A 16,766-nucleotide genomic window follows, 5' to 3' on the forward strand; every position below is an offset into this window, starting at 1 on the left:
GGCAGTCTGGCGGGGTGGCGCATCATCCCATGAAACCGCCATGGCAGCCGGGGCAGCCCACCAGAAGCGGGTATTGGGTCGGTACCGCAGGAAACGGCAGCCCTGCCGCAGGTGTCACGAACTGACCTCGTCCGGCGTCCTTGGCCGTAGGAGGCGCCTTCGCGCCCGCCAATGTCGAAAACAAGGAAACCGCAGGCTGAAGCCACGGGCCAAGCCCTCCGCTGGCTAGTCGCCGGTGGCGCGCCAGAGATCGTTCTGGCGCGCCCAATCAGTATCGACGCGCAAGCCATCACTCGCCCTGCGCCCAGCGGGCCAGGTTCTGCCTTAGTGAATCGATGCCCTCCCACGGATCCTTGCGGCGCCGTTTCAGTTTGGCAGGAACATCCTTGATGGTGAATGCATCGGCACGCTTCAGCTTGGCCAACTCGCTCCATGCCAAGGGCATTGCCACCGGGGCGCCCGGTCTGCCGCGCAGGGAATAGGAAGCCACCGCTGTGGCCGCCCTGCCGTTACGCAGGTAGTCAACAAAGATCCGCTTGTTTCGCAGGGCCTTCGTCGCGGTAGCCAGGAACCGCTGCGGTTCCGACTGCGCCAGCGCGTCAGCAAAGCCCTTGGCGAAGCGCTTTGTCAGCTCCCAATCGCAACCGGGATTCAGAGGCACCACCACGTGCAGGCCCTTGCCCCCTGATACGCGCAGAAAGGACTCCAGCTCCAGCTGGGCCAGAAGCTTGCGGATATCGGTAGCGGCCTTCTTCACCTCCGCGAAGGGCACATCCGGCCCCGGATCCAGGTCGAATACCACCCGGTCGGCCCGCTCAGGTTCCTCGGCATGGCTGCCCCACGGGTGGAACTCCAGTGCGTTGAACTGCACCAGCTCCAGCAGACTGGCGGCGTCGCGTACCACCAGGTAGTGGGCATTGATGCCGCTGTCTTCCTTCAACTTCACCGAGTCCACCAATTCCAGCCCTGCAGTATGGTGTTTCTGGAAGAAGCACGGCCTGCCGGTTCCGGCCGGGCAGCGAATGATCGACAAGGGTCGGTTGATCACCTCGGGCAGAAGGTGGTCCATCACCGCCGAGTAATAGTCCCAGACGTCCTGCTTGGTATATCCATCGCCGGGGAACAGGATTTTGCCGGGAGAGGAGAGCGTGGGAGGCGCACGATTGGCAGGAGGCTTTGCGGCGGCCTTCCGAGCAGAGGAAGTCGTCGGTGCTCGCCTCCCTCGCCCGGGTCTTTCCTGGGCGGTACGGTCCGGGTCCAGCAGAGCATCCACGTCCTTGTCGGCCCGCACGGCCTTCAACGAAGCCTGTCGCAGCAGCTGCTGCCCGCCGATTCCCCGGAAGAAAACCTCTACTACAAACCGCGGCTCGAACCACGTCGCGGCCCGCAGGTCCGTGTCCTCGGTCGGCACGTAGGCTGTGGGCTTTTTCCCACCGCCTTGCAGCTTCGCGCCGATCTCCTTGATCAACGGGTCGGAAAAGCCCGAACCCACCCGCCCCACGTAGAGCCAGCCGTGCTTGCGATCGGGCCTGGCCAGCAGCAGCGAACCGAATCCACTTCTACTGCCCTTGGGCGCGGTATAGCCGACTACCGCAAACTCGTCACTGGCAAGCTGCTTGGTCTTGCGCCAATCATCGCTTCGGCCGCTGTGATAGGCGCGGTCGGCTCGCTTGGAAATGATGCCTTCGAAGTGCTGCTCGCCCGCCATCCGGTAGGCCTCATCGCCGTTACCCTGTACATGCGAACTGAAGGCCAGGTGCCCGGTCTGTCCTTCCAGCAGTTCCTGCAGCAGTGCCTTGCGCTCGACGAGGGGGGCGCCGGCCACATCGACACCATCGATGTGCAGCAGGTCGAAAAGCGCATAGGCCAGGGCCCCTTGACGCTCTCCGGACAAGGTTGCCTGCAGCAGGTTGAAGTCCTCCTTGGTGCCGGATCTCGCGATGAGCTCGCCATCCAGCGCGGCGGACGACAGCCCCAGCGCCGCGACGGCATCGCGTATCTCGGGAATCTTGTCGGTCCATTCCAATGCGTTGCGGGACCATAACCGGACGGCGCCATCAGCGACGGTCGCCAGAATCCGGTAGCCGTCCCATTTGATCTCGTGGACCCATTGGTCGCCTTGCGGCGGCGCGTCGCCGAGCTTGGCGAGCTGGGGCTCGAAGGGGCCTGAAGGGGCCGCTGCCCTCTTCGCCGTGGGCAAGGACATCGCCTTCCTGGCCCAGTTCCTTCGTCGCGCCCGCTGGGTGGGCACGGTCGTGAGTTTCTTCTTGTCGGCCTTTCCACCGCCCGCCCGTTTGAGGTCCTCGGTCGGCGGCGCAGACACGTCCGCCAGCAGATCGTCCGCTTCCAGATCGCCGGCGAACGCGTCGTCGTCCTTGAACAGCAACCATTGCGGCTGGCGCGCGGGCTTGCCAGAGCGCACCAGGTGCCACCCGCCTTTCAGCTTGGTGCCAAACAGCTCGAAGCGCAGATGGCCCTTGGCAAGCTGCGCTTCCGGGTCGCCATTGGTCGCCCAGACACCGTGATCGAACTGCGCCACGTGGCCGCCGCCATATTGCCCTTTGGGAATGGCGCCTTCGAAGCTCGCGTAGTCGACCGGATGATCCTCCACCTCGACCGCCATCCGCTTGACCTTGGGGTCGTAGCTGGGGCCTTTGGGGACGGCCCAACTCTTGAGCGCGTCCCCCACCTGCAGGCGAAAGTCGTAGTGCCTGCGGCTGGCGTGATGAAGCTGAACCACGAAAATGGCGCGCTGGCCTTTGGGCACCACTTTGCCAGGCTCCGGCTCTGCGGTCTGGTCAAAGCGACGTTTGCGACGGTACTCGACCAAGGACACGTTGAGTGCTCCTTATTTGCCCAGGTGTTCGCGCACCGCTGCGGCCGTGGGGCCCACCGCCTTGACCGCTGCACGGAGCTCGTCGGCGGACACGCCCAGCGCCTGGGTCCAATACTGAAGTTCGTAGTCTTCGTTGACGTTGATGCGGTCACGGTCAGCCGCACCGGTTTTGGTCTTGTCGTCTGTCATCGTCGGATCCTCGCGTCTTCATCACGTCAGCAGGCAATTGCACATGCGCCTGGCCAGGGCCATCGCGCCTCACGGTTCCCGCGCGGGGGCCTTCGTCGCCCCTGCACCATTGCCGGCCGCTAGTTCTGCGCCGGTGAGTGGTGCTTCCTCCGGGTCAGACAGGGTGCGCAGGCTCACCGCCTCGAGTGCGAGTGCTTCGCGCTCGGAAAGGCCGACAGCGCAATTACCATCGCCGCCATCCAAGGCCGCCTGCGCATCGCGATCGCTCACCCGCTCCCACAGCTCACCGCTGTTCCAGCTGCCTTCAACGTCACCCTCGCCTTGCGACATGTCCATGTAGAGATCGGTGAACGCGGGATCTCCTGGCAGCTTGCCGGGCGGGAAGTTGGGACGGATGCTGTACAGTGCTTTCTCGAAGGATTTCTGATGAGCGATCTCGCGCGTCATCAAAAAGCGTAGTGCATCCTTGATCCCCGGATCGTCGGTCACATTGATCAGGCGCTCGTAGACGATCTTGGCTCTCGCCTCGGCAGCGATGTTGGAGCGCAGGTCGGCCGTCGGCTCGCCGATGGAGTCGATATAGGCTGCGTTCCAGGGCACCCCGCTGGAGTTCACCAGCGCGGGACCTCCACCGTAGAGAATTTGCTGGGTATGGCTGGTACTGTTGCCACCCAGGTTGCGCATGTCTTCAACTTCGGCCATGCCTTCGGACTGCACGGCCTTGGGTCCCTGGTTCAACATGGCGATGATGGTGCCGATGATCTCCAGGTGGCTGATCTCCTCGGTGGCAATGTCGAAGAGAAGGTCTTTCCGCCCCGGGTCCGTTTCCCCCAGCGCCTGGGTGAAATAGCGCATCGCTGCAGCGAGCTCGCCCTGCGGCCCGCCGAACTGTTCCAGCATGAGCGTGGCGAGTGCGGGGTCGGAGCGTTCAACCCTGACGGTGTACATGAGCTTCTTGTGATGCAGAAACATGGCGTGATCCTCTAGCGACGGCTGGGACGTGCATGGCGCGGGTGGGCGCGTCTACTTCTTTGCCTCGACACCCGGGGTGGCGTCGCGGACCATGAATTCCTCGGTAATCTCGGGCAGGTGGGCTGCCAGCCAGTCGGCCATGGCTTCTTCCTGCACCAGGATGTCCTCGCAGACCCTCACGGTTTCGGCGTCGCCGGCGGTCTTTGCCGCAGCGATCAAGGCGGTGTAGGAGGCAACCTCGAAGTGCTCGAAGACGTAGCCGGCCATCGCGCCTTTGACGATTTCATCCGAAGCGGTCATGCCACCGACGGCCTGGCCGAAAGCGGCCATCTTGCCCATCACGTCCTTCAGGGTTGACGGGGAGCCACCCAGACGCGTGATGCATCCTTCCAGCAGCTCCCGCTGCCCAATGGTTTCCTCGATGTGCTCTTCGATACGCGCCTTCAGTACCGGGTAGTGCTCGATGCGCGACGCCTGCCCTTTGAGCATGGTTTCCGCCTGCTGCTCCATCGCATGTGCGTCGCGCAACCAGTCCAACAGGTGCTCTTTGAACTCTGCCATGGGGATCTCCCTCGTTGATGGACCTCCACCGTAAAGCGTGCGCCATCGCAGCTCGGCGACCACCATGTGAAGGCATGGCGAACGCACCTCGTTTTTTACTCAAGCAATCCCAACAAAGACCGGTGCGCGGCCACGCCAGCCAATGCGCCCTCACCAATGGCCAGGGCAATGTTGCCTGCGAACCGGGCTGCATCCCCGCAAGCGAACACGCCCTCCACCGTGGTCTGCTTTGCAGCGTCGGTAGAAATGCAGCCCGCCGCTTCTGTTCGGCAACCCAGTTGGTGCGCGATGGGAGAGCCCAGCGCCGTCTCCGGATGCAGGAACAAGGCGCGCAGCACCGTCCTGCGACCGTCTGCGAGATCGGCCGTCGCGTGGCCCGAGACAGACAGCAGGGGCGAGCGCTCCAACGTTGCCCCGATGCCACTCAGCCCCGCGTGCAGGGCGTCCAGCGCCTGCGAAGCCTGATCGCCCCGGTGAAATACCGTAACGTGCCCCCACTGCTGCAGGGCCTTGGCATGGGCCAGCGCATCGTCGCCTGGTGCGACCAGAAGACCCAGCGAACCCCCGCAGAGCTCGTAGCCGTGGCAATAGGGACAGTGCAGCACTCCCTGCCCCCACCGCGCCTTCAGGCCGGGGATAGCCGGCAGCTGATCGATGACCCCATGCGCCAGAATCAGACGATGCGCCGAAACCAACCGCCCGGAAGCGCAGATCACCTGAAATCCGCGGCCAGCCGAACCTTGTGCACCCGCAGCCTCATCGGTGATCCAGCGCACGCTGCCATAGGCTTCCAGCTGCTGCCGGGCAGTGCGCAGGAGATCTCCAGGTGCGCACCCGTCCCAGCCCAGGCAGCCGTGTGCGCGGCTGGCGGTGCGATTGCGCGGCTGCTCATGGTCAATGATCACCACGGATCGGCATGCTCTGGCGAGCTGAAGCGCTGCCGACATGCCGGCATAGCTTCCGCCAATCACGACGACATCTGCGGGTACAGGAGCAATGCTGTTGGTCATCGGCATTCCAGGAACGGGGCAGTGAGTGTCCACGGTCCTTCTTGCGGGTCACGGCGTCGTCGGGCTGTGTAGAACAATGGCGTCAGCGCAACGGTTCCGTCACACAACACCCCTGTGCCGATACAGCGACGCGACCTGTCCTAGGCGATCCGCTGGGCAGCCAGGACGCAGCCGTGGCTGGCCACCAGCCCGAGCAGCCTGTCGATGGCCGTACCGCTGCGCGCCACGCCCTGCGGGCTACGTACCAGTGCACTCCAGTCCGATAGCCCAGTTGGGGAAGCGCCTTGCATCTATCTGGCCCCGGGCCAGCTCCATCATCTCGTGGTGCGATGTTGCCTTGCAGACGCGGGCATATGCTGCCCGCAGGTCAACGTCTGGCCCCTCGATGTATTGCAGGAAACGAGAACCGTCGTAAAGAAGCACGCCAGTAATGCCGTGCTCCCCGTTGAATGCAGCAGCCTCCTGCACCAGCGCACTCAGGTGGTCCGGCGTAAGCACAGGAACAGCTTGGCTGGCGTAAACGATTGCATTCAGTGGCATGACGGCGGTCTCCAGAGGCTCTTGCTGCCCGCACGGCGTCCTTGCCGTGGGTGTGAGGGTCATCGCGCCGCGCGCGAGGATTGAAACGCTTGCTGCGGCGGCAGCCTCAGCCGCCCTCCTTACCGCTGTTCCTGGCGCGCGCCTGTCGCTCGCTTTCCACCAGGAACTCGACGATGCGCTCGTGATAGTCCAACCGATGGGAAGGCCGTCCCGACCCGGCCATGCCGTGGCTGCCGCCCGGATAGATGACCATCGCTGCGCGTGGGCACCCCAAGCGCAGCATGCGGGTGAACAGCTCCTCGGCTTGACCTATAGGGCAGCGTTGGTCCTGGTCACCGTTGAGAAGCAGGACCGGCTGGCTGACCTTGCCGAAGTACTCAACCGGTGACAGGGCGTCGTAGCGCTCGCGCACCTCGTCTGTTTCACCGCCCATTGCGTAGGGCGCGACGTAGTAGCCACTGTCCGAGGTGCCGGCATGCGATGCCATGTTGGCAACGGGCGCACTGATGACCGCCGCGCTGAAGCCCGGATCATTTGCGATGGCCCATGCACTGAGGAAGCCCCCATACGACTTGCCGGCGCAGGCCACGAGCTGACCGGCTCGACCGTCCTGCCGCAGTGCACCGACAATGGCCTGCATCTGCGGGAAGTCCAGCGCACCCCAGCGGCCGCGCAGCCGTCTGGCGAACGATTCACCGTATCCAGACGATCCCACGGTATTGGGCGCGATCACCCGCCAGCCGCGGGCAACCATGGCATAAAGATAGACATGGCTTGCAAAATCCATCAGCGCCACGCTGTGCGGGCCGCCATGCATGTCCAACAGCAGCGGTAGCTGCTTCTCCTGCCTGCCCCACGGGCTGAACACCCACACATCCACTGTTTCGCTGCCGCCATCACCATCAGGCACGTCGAACCGTTCGCGCACGCAGTGCATGCGGAGCTGTTGGGTGAGCGCGGCGTTCAGCACCGTGCTGCAGCACGATGGCCTCGCCGGCTGCCAGGAAAGCAGATGCACCTCGTCCAGGGCGCACCATGTGCTGGATACACAGACGGGCCCAGCGCTGCTGACGGCAAGCAGGCTCAGCTGAACATCGCCGAGATCCCGTAACACCGGATCTGAGCCGTCAACTTTGATGTCCAGCAATGGAAACAACCCCTGGTGACTGGCGACTGCGGCAAGGCGCTCGTCGTCCGGCGCCCAGATGATCTGACCGGTTTCCAGCGGATGCGGGCCCAGCGGCCCCGTTATGGTCTGGTCGCTGTCCCACACATGCAGGTAGCTCGCCGAATCTCCCTCCACCGTATTGCCAGCGAAGGCGAGTCTTGCACCTGCATTGGACCATACCGGTCCGATCACCGTCGCCATGTGCTCCGTCACTGGCTGCGGCGCCTTGCGGTCGTCCACGACCCACAGGTTGCTGCGATGCCGCTGCGCGCCGTTGCCCCGCGCAACATAGGCCAACCGCCTGCCGTCTGGCGACCACGCACCCGTAGTGACGTCATGATCGCCGCTGGTGAGCGGCACCGGTGGCGTGCTGCCATCGATGCTCAGCTCGAACAGATGCCGCCGGCAACCGACGGTGTAGCCGCTGCCATCCAGCTTGAAAGGCGCGTGCCGGATGACATGAGGGCGCGCCGGGTGATCGACATCGTCGCGGGAATCCTCGGCATAGGGCAGCGACACCAGCGCCAGCAGCTGGCGGCCGTCACTGGACCATTGCAGCAGCTGCGCCACCTGCAGGCTGTCCAGGTGCGGTACAGGCCAAGCTTCCCCGCCCTCTGGATGGATGAGGTACGGCACCGGTCGCTGCGCGCCATGGCGCTGGGAGAGAAATGCGATCAAGGTGCCATCCGGCGAGATCCGGGGCGACGAGACACTGCCTTCATGGGTGAGTCGGTTCACCTGGCAGTACTGTGCGTCGGACCGCAGGGTCCACAGTGCGGACGCGTAGGCGTCACTGGCGCGTTCAGGCTGCGACGTGCAGAAGGTCACCAGATCCGTGGTCGGCAATGCGTCAAGCGCAAGAATCTTCGTGTGCTTGAACAGGTCGGAGGCAGAAAGCGCAGGCATGGCGTACTCCTTCACGAATTCAGAAACCGAGTGCCCCGCCCTCCCCGGGCACCGGCCGTGCTCATCGCCTTAGCGATCGTCGCGCTCGTTGCGCTCGTCACGCTGGTCCTGGCGGTTGTCTTCCTGGTTGCGCTGGTTCTCGTTGCGCTCGTTCTGGTTGTCGCGATTGTTTTCGTTGTTGCGGTTGTTTTCGTTGTTGCGCTCGTTCTCGTTGTTGCGCGTGTTCTGGGTCATGTCGACATCCTCATTGGGCCCGCCGGAGCATTTCCTGCGGGGTGGATGCACGGTGCGCCCCACCTGCGGTCGGCAGCGTCTGACATGCGTGTGGCAGTCGTGAGGACGGCGGTTGACCTTGTGCACGCTACCATCGCGAGTCATGCCCTCCTCCACCTGTGCGGGTCAGGCAGCCTGCGCCGCGTGAACCAGGGCACCTGCCTGGGTGGACGCCAGTCCTGTGGCGCCGACTTCCGTGCAGGCATGCAGCGCTGAATGAGTAAGGTCGCACCAACGGCGGGAACTGCCGCAACGACCGGCAGGCCTCGACGCTCCCTGCACCGCCCTTTGCACGCACCGCAAGATTCCGCAAGCGCCCTGCCCTGCCCTGCGCTACGCTTCCACCCGGTCATCGACAGGGAACGGGCGTCATGGGAGCGGCACGCAAGGCCTTGTGGTACATCGAAAGCCACTTCGCCGAGAACCCCTCGCTGGCCCAGATCGCCGAGGCGGTGGAACTCTCGCCGTTCCACCTCTCTCGCTTGTTCCAGGTCAGCACCGGCACTTCGATGGCGCGCTACCTGCGCGCACGCCGACTGACCGAAGCGGCACGGGTTCTGGCTGCAGGCAGTGAGCCCATCCTGGACGTTGCCTTGGCCGCAGGCTACGCCTCGCATGCAGCCTTTACCCATGCCTTCGCCGAGCAGTTCAAGCGCCCGCCGGAACAGGTGCGCCGGAACGGTCTGCACGGCCTGGCACTGGTGGATGCCATCAAGCTGGACGCCCCGCCCCTGCCTTGCGAGGTCGAACCTGAACGTCGCAGGCAGGGCCCGCTGCGCGTGGCGGGCATCCGCGCCCGCCATACCGCGGCGACCGTGGCCGCCATTCCCTCGCAATGGCAGCAGTTGGCGCTGACCCGCGAACTGGGCAAGGACATCGCCTTCGGGGTCTGCTGCAATCGTGATGGCGAGGGGGCCTTCGACTACATCGCGGGCATGGAGATCGCTGCGACCGCCGCTGTGCCTTCGGCATGGCGCGCCGTCTCCATTCCGGCCGGCGACTACCTGGTGGCGTGGCATGCGGGCCACATCTCGACCATCCGCTCCACCTGGTTTTGGCTGTTGAACGACTATCTGCCCCGCTCCGGTCTGAGCCTGGCCGACGCCCCCGACTTCGAACGCTATGACGCCCGCTTCGACGACCGCACCGGCAACGGCGGCGTGGAGATCTGGCTGCCGCTTTCCGTCCCGAGTTGATCCAAGGAGACCCTTCCGTGCGAGTTGTGCGCTACACATTCTCCCTGCTGACCTGTCTGTTGGCGCCGCTTGCCTGGGCGGCCGCGCCCTCCCCTGTAGTGGGTGAACACCATGGCGTCGCGCATACCCCCAGCGCAGCGGTCCGCGATGCCGGACACAACGACAACGTGCGGTACACGGTGTGGTACCCGGCACAGCCCGATAGGGAACAGCAACCGCTGGTGATCGGACCGCCGGGCGCGCCCCTGTTCGAGGCGGGCGCTTCCGCGGTCGATGCCGCCGCTGCGCCAGGCCGCTGGCCGGTAGTGTTGCTGTCCCACGGAAACGGCGGCAGTGCCCGCATGATGGGCTGGTTCGGCACGGCCCTGGCGCGTTCGGGCTATGTGGTTGTGGCGGTGGACCACCCCGGCAACAACGGCGTGGACGCGATGACCGACGCCGGCAGCATCCTGATGTGGAACCGGGCCGATGACCTTGCCGTGGCATGGGCCGCGGTGCAGGCCGATCCCATGCTGGCGCCGCATCTGGATTCGGGGCGCTTGGGCCTGGCGGGCTATTCGGCCGGCGGGTTCACTGCGCTGGTAGCGGCCGGCGCGCGGCCGGACATGGGCAGGTTGGCCGCCTTCTGCAAGGCATCGCCGCAGGATGGGGTATGCCTGCCGCAGGCCGAAAATCCGGAAATGACACTTGAGCGGCGGATGGCGGCGGCGGCGACGCCGACGCTGGCGCCCTGGGTAGCCCGATCGGCGGAGGATCGCCGTATTCCCAACGTTCGTGCGGTGTTCCTGATGGCGCCGGCGATGGTGCAGGCGTTTGCGCGGGCTGAGCTCGCACGGCTGGATGCTCCGCTATCGGTCGTAGTGGGTGAGGCAGACACGGTTGCCTTGCCCGCCACCAACGGCAACGTGATTGCCGAGGCGAATGCCACTGCGCGCGTCAAGGTGTTGCCCTTGGTAGGGCACTACGACTTCCTGGCCGAATGCACGGAACTGGGCCGCCAGCGGGTAGGTGCACTGTGCGCGGTCAAGGCCGGCAAGACCGGTACGCACCAAGCAGCGATCCAGCAGGCCACAGCGCTGTTTGATTCCGCACTTCGCTAGGTGCACCCCCAGGCGGCACGCACGGGCAAGGAGAGAACATGGAAAGCCAGGACGGTGTCGCCCTGATGCCGGCGACACCCGAAGAGGTTGAACACCTCTGCACATCGCTTCAGCAGTTCAACGGACCCTTCACCGGTGGCTGCCAGGAAGCCGAGCTGAGGCTGGTGGCACGCGACGCTCAGGGCGCGCTGCTGGGGGGCATTCTGGCGGAGGTGGCACTCGGCTGGCTTGAGATTCACGTGCTCTGGGTTGAGCCTGCGCAGCGATCCACAGCACTGGGGGCGGCATTGCTGGAGGTGTGCGAGCAGCGGGCGTGTGCGCTGGGCGCCCACTCCGCCCGCCTGGATACCTTCGATTGGCAGGCCGAGGGATTCTACGCGCGCCATGACTATCGGGTTTTTGCGCGGCTTGAAGATTACCCAGCGGGGCACGCGCGGGTTTTCATGAGCAAGCGGCTGGCGTGAACCCTCCGGGCCTGGCATCTTCCTGGGCCGGTGCCACTGCCACATGGATGACTTCCGGCATTCGCCACCGCCGCCCCGCGCATCCATCGTAGGCGCTCATTCAAGCCAGGGGATGGCCGATGCACCGTGGTGCGCTGTGGGCGTTGTTGCTCCTGATTTCTCCCATTATCGCCAATGCGTCCGCAGCCGGCGTGATTGCCTGCGTGGATGACGCGTCGCCCGCTTTACGCGGATCGCAATGCGCCACGGTGGAAGTGCCACTGCGCCATTCGGACCCTTCTGGCGAGCGCATATCGTTGTTCCTGCGACGCATACCCGCTGGCGCCGCCATGCCGAGGCGGGGTGAAGTCTGGCTGCTCTCAGGTGGCCCGGGCGAGTCAGGGGCCTCCCTGTATCCCATGATCCAGACTTACCAACAGGCATTTCCCGGGTTTGATCTGGTGATTCCCGATCACCGGGGCACGGGGCGGTCGTCACGGATCTGTCCTGTCCAGGAATCCCCTGACAGCCCGGAAGGCACCGGGCTGGCGGGAGCCGAATGGGGCCCGTGCATCGGCAGCATGTACACCAACGCGCAACGGACGTTGGCGTTTTCCATTACCGAGGCCGCCCAGGATCTGGGCATGTTGATGCGGCAGGAGACTCGTGGCGGCAAGGTAATGCTGTATGGCGTCTCCTACGGCACCCAGCTCGCGCTGCGTGCGCTGCAGGTCAATGATCTGCGGGTGGATGCCCTCCTCTTGGATGGGCTGGTACCGCCGGAGACCACCGAGCGTTGGGATCTCAGCCGACGCACGGCGCTTGTTGACCACGTGGGCCGGCAGAGCATGGATGAGCGCAGCCTTGAACGCTACCGGGCACTGCTTGCAGTGAAGGAGGCCGCGTGGCTGAAGGACGTGCCAGGCGGCGACCTGCGCCGGTTCTTCGGTGCGCTGCTGAGCTTCCCGCTGCTGCGGGATCGAATTCCAGCGATCGTGCGGGATCTCTCCGATGGCGATGCACGCTCGCTGCTTGCCACGGTGAAGGACTGGCAGACGGCACTGGCGCGGCTGGGTCAGGCAGGAAACAATCAACCGGCGTTGCCGCTGGTGATGCTCATCGCCGCTTCTGAGAACAACGCACGTCCGGCACTGACCCTTGAAATGGTCCATGCGGAGGCCGAGGACGCGCTGTTCGTCAGCCCGATTCCCGGCCTGCTGGTGAACGCAAGCGTGCCGCGCTACCCGCGCGATGCGTGGTTCGGACAATCTCCTGCCACCCTGCCCCGAACGTTGATCCTGCAGGGCACCCTGGACCCGAATACTGCATACGCCGGCGCCCAGGAACATGCTGAGGCGCTTGGCAGGTCGGGGGCCGTGACGTTCCACACGATCGACCGCGGCGCCCATCTGTTGGCGCTGGTTGCGCCGCGCTGTTTTGTTGCCGCAGTTGGACGATTTGTTGATGGCAAGGCGGTGGACGAACGCTGTGCCGAGTCCACGGATCAGGAGATGCTTCGATGATGAGGAAATCCTGGTTTCCGGTGCAGACGCTCAGCTGCAGTTGCTAACGCCATGCGACGAAGGCGTGGCGGGCCGGGATGGTTTCTTCACCGGGTCTTTGAGCCGGGTTGCCAGCCCGCCCTCTACGCTGTGTACTCCTTCAACGCTGGAGTGCACCCGCATGGCGATCAAGACTGCAGAAGACCTGTTCATCCATGAACTTTCCGATATCTACAGCGCGGAGAAGCAGCTGACAAAGGCCCTGCCTCGCCTGGCCCGCGCAGCCGAGAATCCTGACCTTGCCGCGGCCTTCGAAATGCATCTGGAAGAAACACAGGGGCAGATCGAGCGGATCGACCAGGTGGTGGACGTGCTGGGCATCCGCCTGAAGCGCATCAAGTGCGCGGCCATGGAAGGTCTGGTGGAAGAAGGCAAGGAAGTGATCGATGCCATCGACAAGGGGCCCGTGCGCGATGCCGCACTGATAGGCGGCGCACAGAAGGTCGAGCACTACGAGATTGCGTCCTACGGCACGATCGCGGCCTTGGCCAAGCAGCTGGGCTACAAGGACGCGCTGCCGCTGTTGCTTGAAACCCTGGAAGAAGAAAAGGCCACCGACGAGAAACTGACCCTGCTGGCCAAGGGGGGCGGCAACGCCAAGGCGGCGCAGGCGGCGTGAGCCCGAGTCCTCCGTTCCACGGCGCCGCCGAGGAAGGCGGCGCCTGACTTACGGCATGCCCCTGGGAGGCCTGCATGCATCCAGATGTCTTCGGCTGGGCCGCAACCGCAGTACTGATGGCTACACTGATCCGGCAGATGGTGAAGCAGTGGCGGTCGCCCCACCCCGAAACCGTCTCGAAGTGGCTGTTCCTGGGCCAGATGACTGCCTCGGCGCTCTTCACCATCTACAGCGTGATGCTGGGCGCTACCGTTTTCGTAGTGACCAACGCGCTGCTGCTCATGACCGCGATCGTAGGCCAGCTGATGGCCTGGCGCCGGCGCAAACTTAGCGGCGAGGTACCGCACAAAGAGGTCGTGCCATGAGCTCACGCAGTGCGTTGATCATCATTGACCTGTTCAGCCTGTTCGACTTCCCGGGGGGACGTCGCATCGCGCCCCTGGCCGTACAGGCTGCTGAAAAGGCTGCCGCGCTTCGCGCCGCGTTCGATAAGCGCGGCATGCCGGTGATCTACGCAAACGACAATTTCGGCGACTGGAAGCGCGACTTCCCCGGGCTGGTGGCATCCTGCCGCAAGCAGGGCGGCGCGGCCGCTCAGATTGCATTGAAGCTCGCGCCGGAACCGTCCCATTACTTCATTCTCAAGCCAAAGCACTCGGCGTTCTTGGCTACGCCGCTGCCGGTGCTGCTGGCCAAGCTGCAGGTTCGCCGCGTGGTACTTGCGGGCATGGCGCTGGACGCGTGCGTCCTGGCCACGGCATTGGACGCCAATTCCCGTGAGTACGAAACCGTCGTCGCATGGGAGGCGACTGCCGCTCTGCCCGACCGTCGCCAGCCCGCGCTGCAGCTGCTGCAGCGTTCAGAGGCCGCCCAGGTGCTCGGCAATCGCGAAGTGGTCGCACTGTTGGAGGGTGCCGAGGACGATCAACGCACCGATTGATCACGCCAGATGCGGTTCGGCCACGGCAGCGAGATAATCCATGGCCGCCCAAGGGCTGCCCTCCCGCCCTGCCCGTTTCACAAAGCCGCGCCAGTCGGCATGGGCGGCCTGGCTCAGTTCACGGTCACCCGTGGGCAGCAGACGCATCGACCAGTACGGAAACATGCGCCGCCCTACGCGCCCGCGCGCAAGTTCGATGATCTCCCGGTGGCTGCTGGCCGCAAGGATTCGACTGTAAGCGATCTTCAGGGCATCCTCCGGCCCCTCTAGGTATTGCAGGAAGCGCTGCCCATCAAACAGCAGGACGCCGGTGATGCCGGCTTCGCGGTTGAATCGTGCAGCGTCGTCTATCAGGTGGGCCAGACGGTCGGGGTCGAGGCTGGAGACTGCCTCGCTGGCATAGGCGATAGCGCGGTTTACCATGGTGCGAAGAGTGGATTTTGCCTGGGGAGTGAATGTACGCATTGCGCGTCAACGCGCAGTAGTCGAGCCGCCATTCAGCTGTGAAAACCGCCTCAGCGCGGCCTCGTTCGGCGCGTTGGTTGCAGAAGTCCCTGCAATTCCAACGCATTGGCGACGGCATGGCCCTGGGCAGTATTGTCCAGGATCACCCATGCCGGCCCCGTCCTCGCCGATTCGCTGCAGCGACCTGCGAGGTCCCTCAGATCAGCCGCTTCATAGGCGCTGTAGTACATGCGCGGGCGGCCGTGCCACCGCCAGTAGCTCCAATGCCGAGCACCGCCGGGTTGCCCGGCGAGCGGGTACCGCGCGGGATCGGCTGCTACCCGGGCCACATCATGGCGGGCCATCAGTGAATCGGCTTGCGCGGTGAACCAGCTTTGGTGGCGCGGCTCACAAGCGACCGGAGCGCTGCTGCGGTAACGCAGGGCACGGAAGAATGCCGAAGCCACCCGCCCGTTGTAGGCTGCGCTGGGCGGAAGCTGTAGCAGCAGCACCCCCAGCCGGTCACCCAGCCGCTCCACGCCCCGCAGAAATCCATCCAACAATGGTGCGGCACCCAGCAGTGCACGCTCATGGCTGATCGTCTGCGGCAGCTTCACACAGAAGCGGAAGCCGGCTGGGACACTCTGCGCCCAGCGCGCATAGGTCTCTGGCTTATGCTGCCGATAGAACGACGAGTTTATCTCCACCACGTTGAACCGCGTGGCGTAGCGTTGCAGGGCAGTCTGGCCTGGGCCGAATTTGCCCGCGTTCGCAGATGGCAATGACCAGCCCGCGCAACCCACACGCAGGTCGCTGGGAGCTTCCACTGTGTCTTGCCTGCTCATGCACTCGCCGTGTTCATGGGCTGATCGCGGCCAATGGCAAAGCATGCGATCCCGAGAGGCCCTGTGGGCTGGAAGCGTCCCGCGCCTGGCTTCGCTCGCTGGCCAGGGCCAAGGCCTGGTTGATGCGGTGTGCATACCCGCGCTGCGCCGGCTCGACACCGATGATGTAGACAAAGCGGCCGTCGCAGCGCGTGCGTGCCGACTCCAGTCCATCGGTAGACGCCAACACCCGCTTCAGTGCCTTCGCCCAGGCCTTGCCTGGGGCGCAGGCCAGCTCCACCACGACGACCGATTCGCCGCAGTCCAGCGGCATGGTTTCCAGCCGGACAACCTTGGGCTGCTGTGCGCTTTCCCGGCAATTCATGGGCAACGGCTCCCGAAATGGCGACGGCCGAAGTATCCACGGGCTGCGCCAATGGCGCGTCAACAGCGCGCAGTGGACGCGTGTACGAGCCTTCTTCGCATGTTGCACACGGCGAAAAGCCGTGATCTTGATGGGCCGAAGTACACAGTGGGGATAACGCAAGAGATAGAGCAGTAAACGACATGCACGACACAACACGCGGCGCGGAAGCAGGATGCAACCTGCTGTTGGTGGAAGATGAATTCGATCTGGCTGAACTGGTGGAGCAGGCCCTGGTAGACCAGGGCAACGAAGTGACCCACGCCTACAGCGTTTTCGAGGCGATCAGCCTGCTGAAGGATGGGCATTTCGACGCCGCCATTCTGGACATTGAGCTGCGCGACGGCGTGGTGTTTCCGGTGGCTGATCGCCTGGCCGATCTTGGCGTTCCCTACCTGTTTGCCTCCGCCGTATACGAACAGGTGGTGCCGGCCCGGCACCAACGTGCCCGTTTCGTGGCAAAGCCTTTCCACATTCCCCAGTTGCAGGAAGCTGTCAGCGCCACGATCCAGAGGGGTCGGCTCGGCACCCGATCCAGCGGATGATCGACTACCAGGAGACGCCCATGAGCACGCTGCCTTTCAATCCCACTGGCGACGCCAGCGATCAGGACAAGGCGCACACCCCGGACAAAGTGCGCACTGACCGCAGTTGGAAGAAGGAAAAGAACATGCCGGAACAGGACGAGACCGCACACCCGGAGGATTATGAAGCCCCGCCGGCAGATCCCACCGGCAACAAGCGCGGGTGAGAGCTGCC

20 protein-coding genes are annotated in these 16,766 nt (G+C 64.6%); 9 read left to right on the plus strand and 11 right to left on the minus strand.

Going from position 1 to position 16,766, the window contains the following annotated elements; translation table 11 throughout:
• Nucleotides 1-289 precede the first annotated feature (289 nt).
• From ligD to C1922_RS20525, 8 genes are all read right to left on the minus strand, one after another.
• Nucleotides 290-2,836 (minus strand): DNA ligase D, encoded by a 2,547-nt coding sequence (gene ligD, locus C1922_RS10180; protein ID WP_108749639.1) that lies wholly within the window; start codon nucleotides 2,834-2,836, stop codon nucleotides 290-292.
• 12 nt (nucleotides 2,837-2,848) lie between these two features.
• Nucleotides 2,849-3,025, minus strand: coding sequence for a DUF3606 domain-containing protein (locus C1922_RS10185; RefSeq protein WP_108749640.1), 177 nt, complete (start codon nucleotides 3,023-3,025; stop codon nucleotides 2,849-2,851).
• A 69-nt stretch (nucleotides 3,026-3,094) separates the two neighbouring features.
• Complete coding sequence (locus tag C1922_RS10190) at nucleotides 3,095-3,997, minus strand: manganese catalase family protein (protein ID WP_108749641.1); 903 nt, start codon at nucleotides 3,995-3,997, stop codon at nucleotides 3,095-3,097.
• A gap of 51 nt (nucleotides 3,998-4,048) precedes the next feature.
• Nucleotides 4,049-4,558, minus strand: coding sequence for a DUF892 family protein (locus C1922_RS10195; RefSeq protein WP_108749642.1), 510 nt, complete (start codon nucleotides 4,556-4,558; stop codon nucleotides 4,049-4,051).
• A 95-nt stretch (nucleotides 4,559-4,653) separates the two neighbouring features.
• Nucleotides 4,654-5,568 (minus strand): NAD(P)/FAD-dependent oxidoreductase, encoded by a 915-nt coding sequence (locus C1922_RS10200; RefSeq protein ID WP_108749643.1) that lies wholly within the window; start codon nucleotides 5,566-5,568, stop codon nucleotides 4,654-4,656.
• A 237-nt stretch (nucleotides 5,569-5,805) separates the two neighbouring features.
• On the minus strand, nucleotides 5,806-6,108 hold the full coding sequence (locus C1922_RS10205) for a BLUF domain-containing protein (RefSeq protein ID WP_234413497.1): 303 nt from the start codon (nucleotides 6,106-6,108) through the stop codon (nucleotides 5,806-5,808).
• A gap of 106 nt (nucleotides 6,109-6,214) precedes the next feature.
• On the minus strand, nucleotides 6,215-8,182 hold the full coding sequence (locus C1922_RS10210; protein WP_108749644.1) for a prolyl oligopeptidase family serine peptidase: 1,968 nt from the start codon (nucleotides 8,180-8,182) through the stop codon (nucleotides 6,215-6,217).
• 69 nt (nucleotides 8,183-8,251) lie between these two features.
• Nucleotides 8,252-8,416, minus strand: a complete 165-nt coding sequence (locus tag C1922_RS20525) for a hypothetical protein (protein ID WP_199912245.1) — start codon at nucleotides 8,414-8,416, stop codon at nucleotides 8,252-8,254.
• Nucleotides 8,417-8,826: 410 nt separating this feature from the next.
• Here C1922_RS20525 and C1922_RS10220 point away from each other — a divergent pair, with 410 nt between their 5' ends.
• The 7 genes from C1922_RS10220 to C1922_RS10250 all read left to right on the plus strand — a co-directional run bounded on the left by C1922_RS10220 (nucleotide 8,827) and on the right by C1922_RS10250 (nucleotide 14,315).
• Nucleotides 8,827-9,651 (plus strand): AraC family transcriptional regulator, encoded by an 825-nt coding sequence (locus C1922_RS10220; protein ID WP_108749645.1) that lies wholly within the window; start codon nucleotides 8,827-8,829, stop codon nucleotides 9,649-9,651.
• Nucleotides 9,652-9,749: 98 nt separating this feature from the next.
• Nucleotides 9,750-10,751 (plus strand): alpha/beta fold hydrolase, encoded by a 1,002-nt coding sequence (locus tag C1922_RS10225; RefSeq protein WP_234413510.1) that lies wholly within the window; start codon nucleotides 9,750-9,752, stop codon nucleotides 10,749-10,751.
• A gap of 38 nt (nucleotides 10,752-10,789) precedes the next feature.
• Nucleotides 10,790-11,215: a GNAT family N-acetyltransferase gene (locus C1922_RS10230; protein WP_108749647.1), complete on the plus strand. Its 426-nt coding sequence runs from the start codon at nucleotides 10,790-10,792 to the stop codon at nucleotides 11,213-11,215.
• Between the two features lie 119 nt (nucleotides 11,216-11,334).
• A complete protein-coding gene (locus C1922_RS10235; RefSeq protein WP_234413499.1) occupies nucleotides 11,335-12,717 on the plus strand; it encodes an alpha/beta fold hydrolase in 1,383 nt (460 codons plus the stop codon).
• Nucleotides 12,718-12,877: 160 nt separating this feature from the next.
• Complete coding sequence (locus C1922_RS10240; protein WP_108749648.1) at nucleotides 12,878-13,375, plus strand: ferritin-like domain-containing protein; 498 nt, start codon at nucleotides 12,878-12,880, stop codon at nucleotides 13,373-13,375.
• Between the two features lie 74 nt (nucleotides 13,376-13,449).
• A complete protein-coding gene (locus C1922_RS10245) occupies nucleotides 13,450-13,740 on the plus strand; it encodes a hypothetical protein (RefSeq protein WP_108749649.1) in 291 nt (96 codons plus the stop codon).
• Nucleotides 13,737-14,315, plus strand: coding sequence for an isochorismatase family cysteine hydrolase (locus C1922_RS10250; RefSeq protein WP_108749650.1), 579 nt, complete (start codon nucleotides 13,737-13,739; stop codon nucleotides 14,313-14,315). Before C1922_RS10245 ends, C1922_RS10250 begins: the two co-directional genes overlap by 4 nt.
• Here the strand turns inward: C1922_RS10250 and C1922_RS10255 are convergent, their stop codons facing one another.
• The 3 genes from C1922_RS10255 to C1922_RS10265 form a co-directional block, all read right to left on the minus strand.
• Complete coding sequence (locus C1922_RS10255) at nucleotides 14,316-14,738, minus strand: BLUF domain-containing protein (RefSeq protein ID WP_108749651.1); 423 nt, start codon at nucleotides 14,736-14,738, stop codon at nucleotides 14,316-14,318.
• Nucleotides 14,739-14,830: 92 nt separating this feature from the next.
• A complete protein-coding gene (locus tag C1922_RS10260; protein ID WP_108749652.1) occupies nucleotides 14,831-15,604 on the minus strand; it encodes a DUF72 domain-containing protein in 774 nt (257 codons plus the stop codon).
• A gap of 13 nt (nucleotides 15,605-15,617) precedes the next feature.
• The gene (locus tag C1922_RS10265; RefSeq protein ID WP_234413501.1) at nucleotides 15,618-15,968 is read right to left on the minus strand and encodes a hypothetical protein; all 351 of its coding nucleotides are present in this window, start codon (nucleotides 15,966-15,968) and stop codon (nucleotides 15,618-15,620) included.
• A gap of 182 nt (nucleotides 15,969-16,150) precedes the next feature.
• On the opposite strand from C1922_RS10265, the gene C1922_RS10270 reads away from it, so the two are divergent.
• Both C1922_RS10270 and C1922_RS10275 read left to right on the plus strand, forming a co-directional pair.
• Entirely contained in the window at nucleotides 16,151-16,552 is a 402-nt protein-coding gene (locus C1922_RS10270) for a response regulator (protein ID WP_108749653.1), read from the plus strand.
• Between the two features lie 20 nt (nucleotides 16,553-16,572).
• Complete coding sequence (locus C1922_RS10275) at nucleotides 16,573-16,758, plus strand: hypothetical protein (protein ID WP_108749654.1); 186 nt, start codon at nucleotides 16,573-16,575, stop codon at nucleotides 16,756-16,758.
• The last annotated feature ends 8 nt before the right edge of the window (nucleotides 16,759-16,766 follow it).

Origin of the sequence: Stenotrophomonas sp. ZAC14D2_NAIMI4_7 (assembly GCF_003086675.1) — a bacterium.
GTDB lineage: Bacteria > Pseudomonadota > Gammaproteobacteria > Xanthomonadales > Xanthomonadaceae > Stenotrophomonas.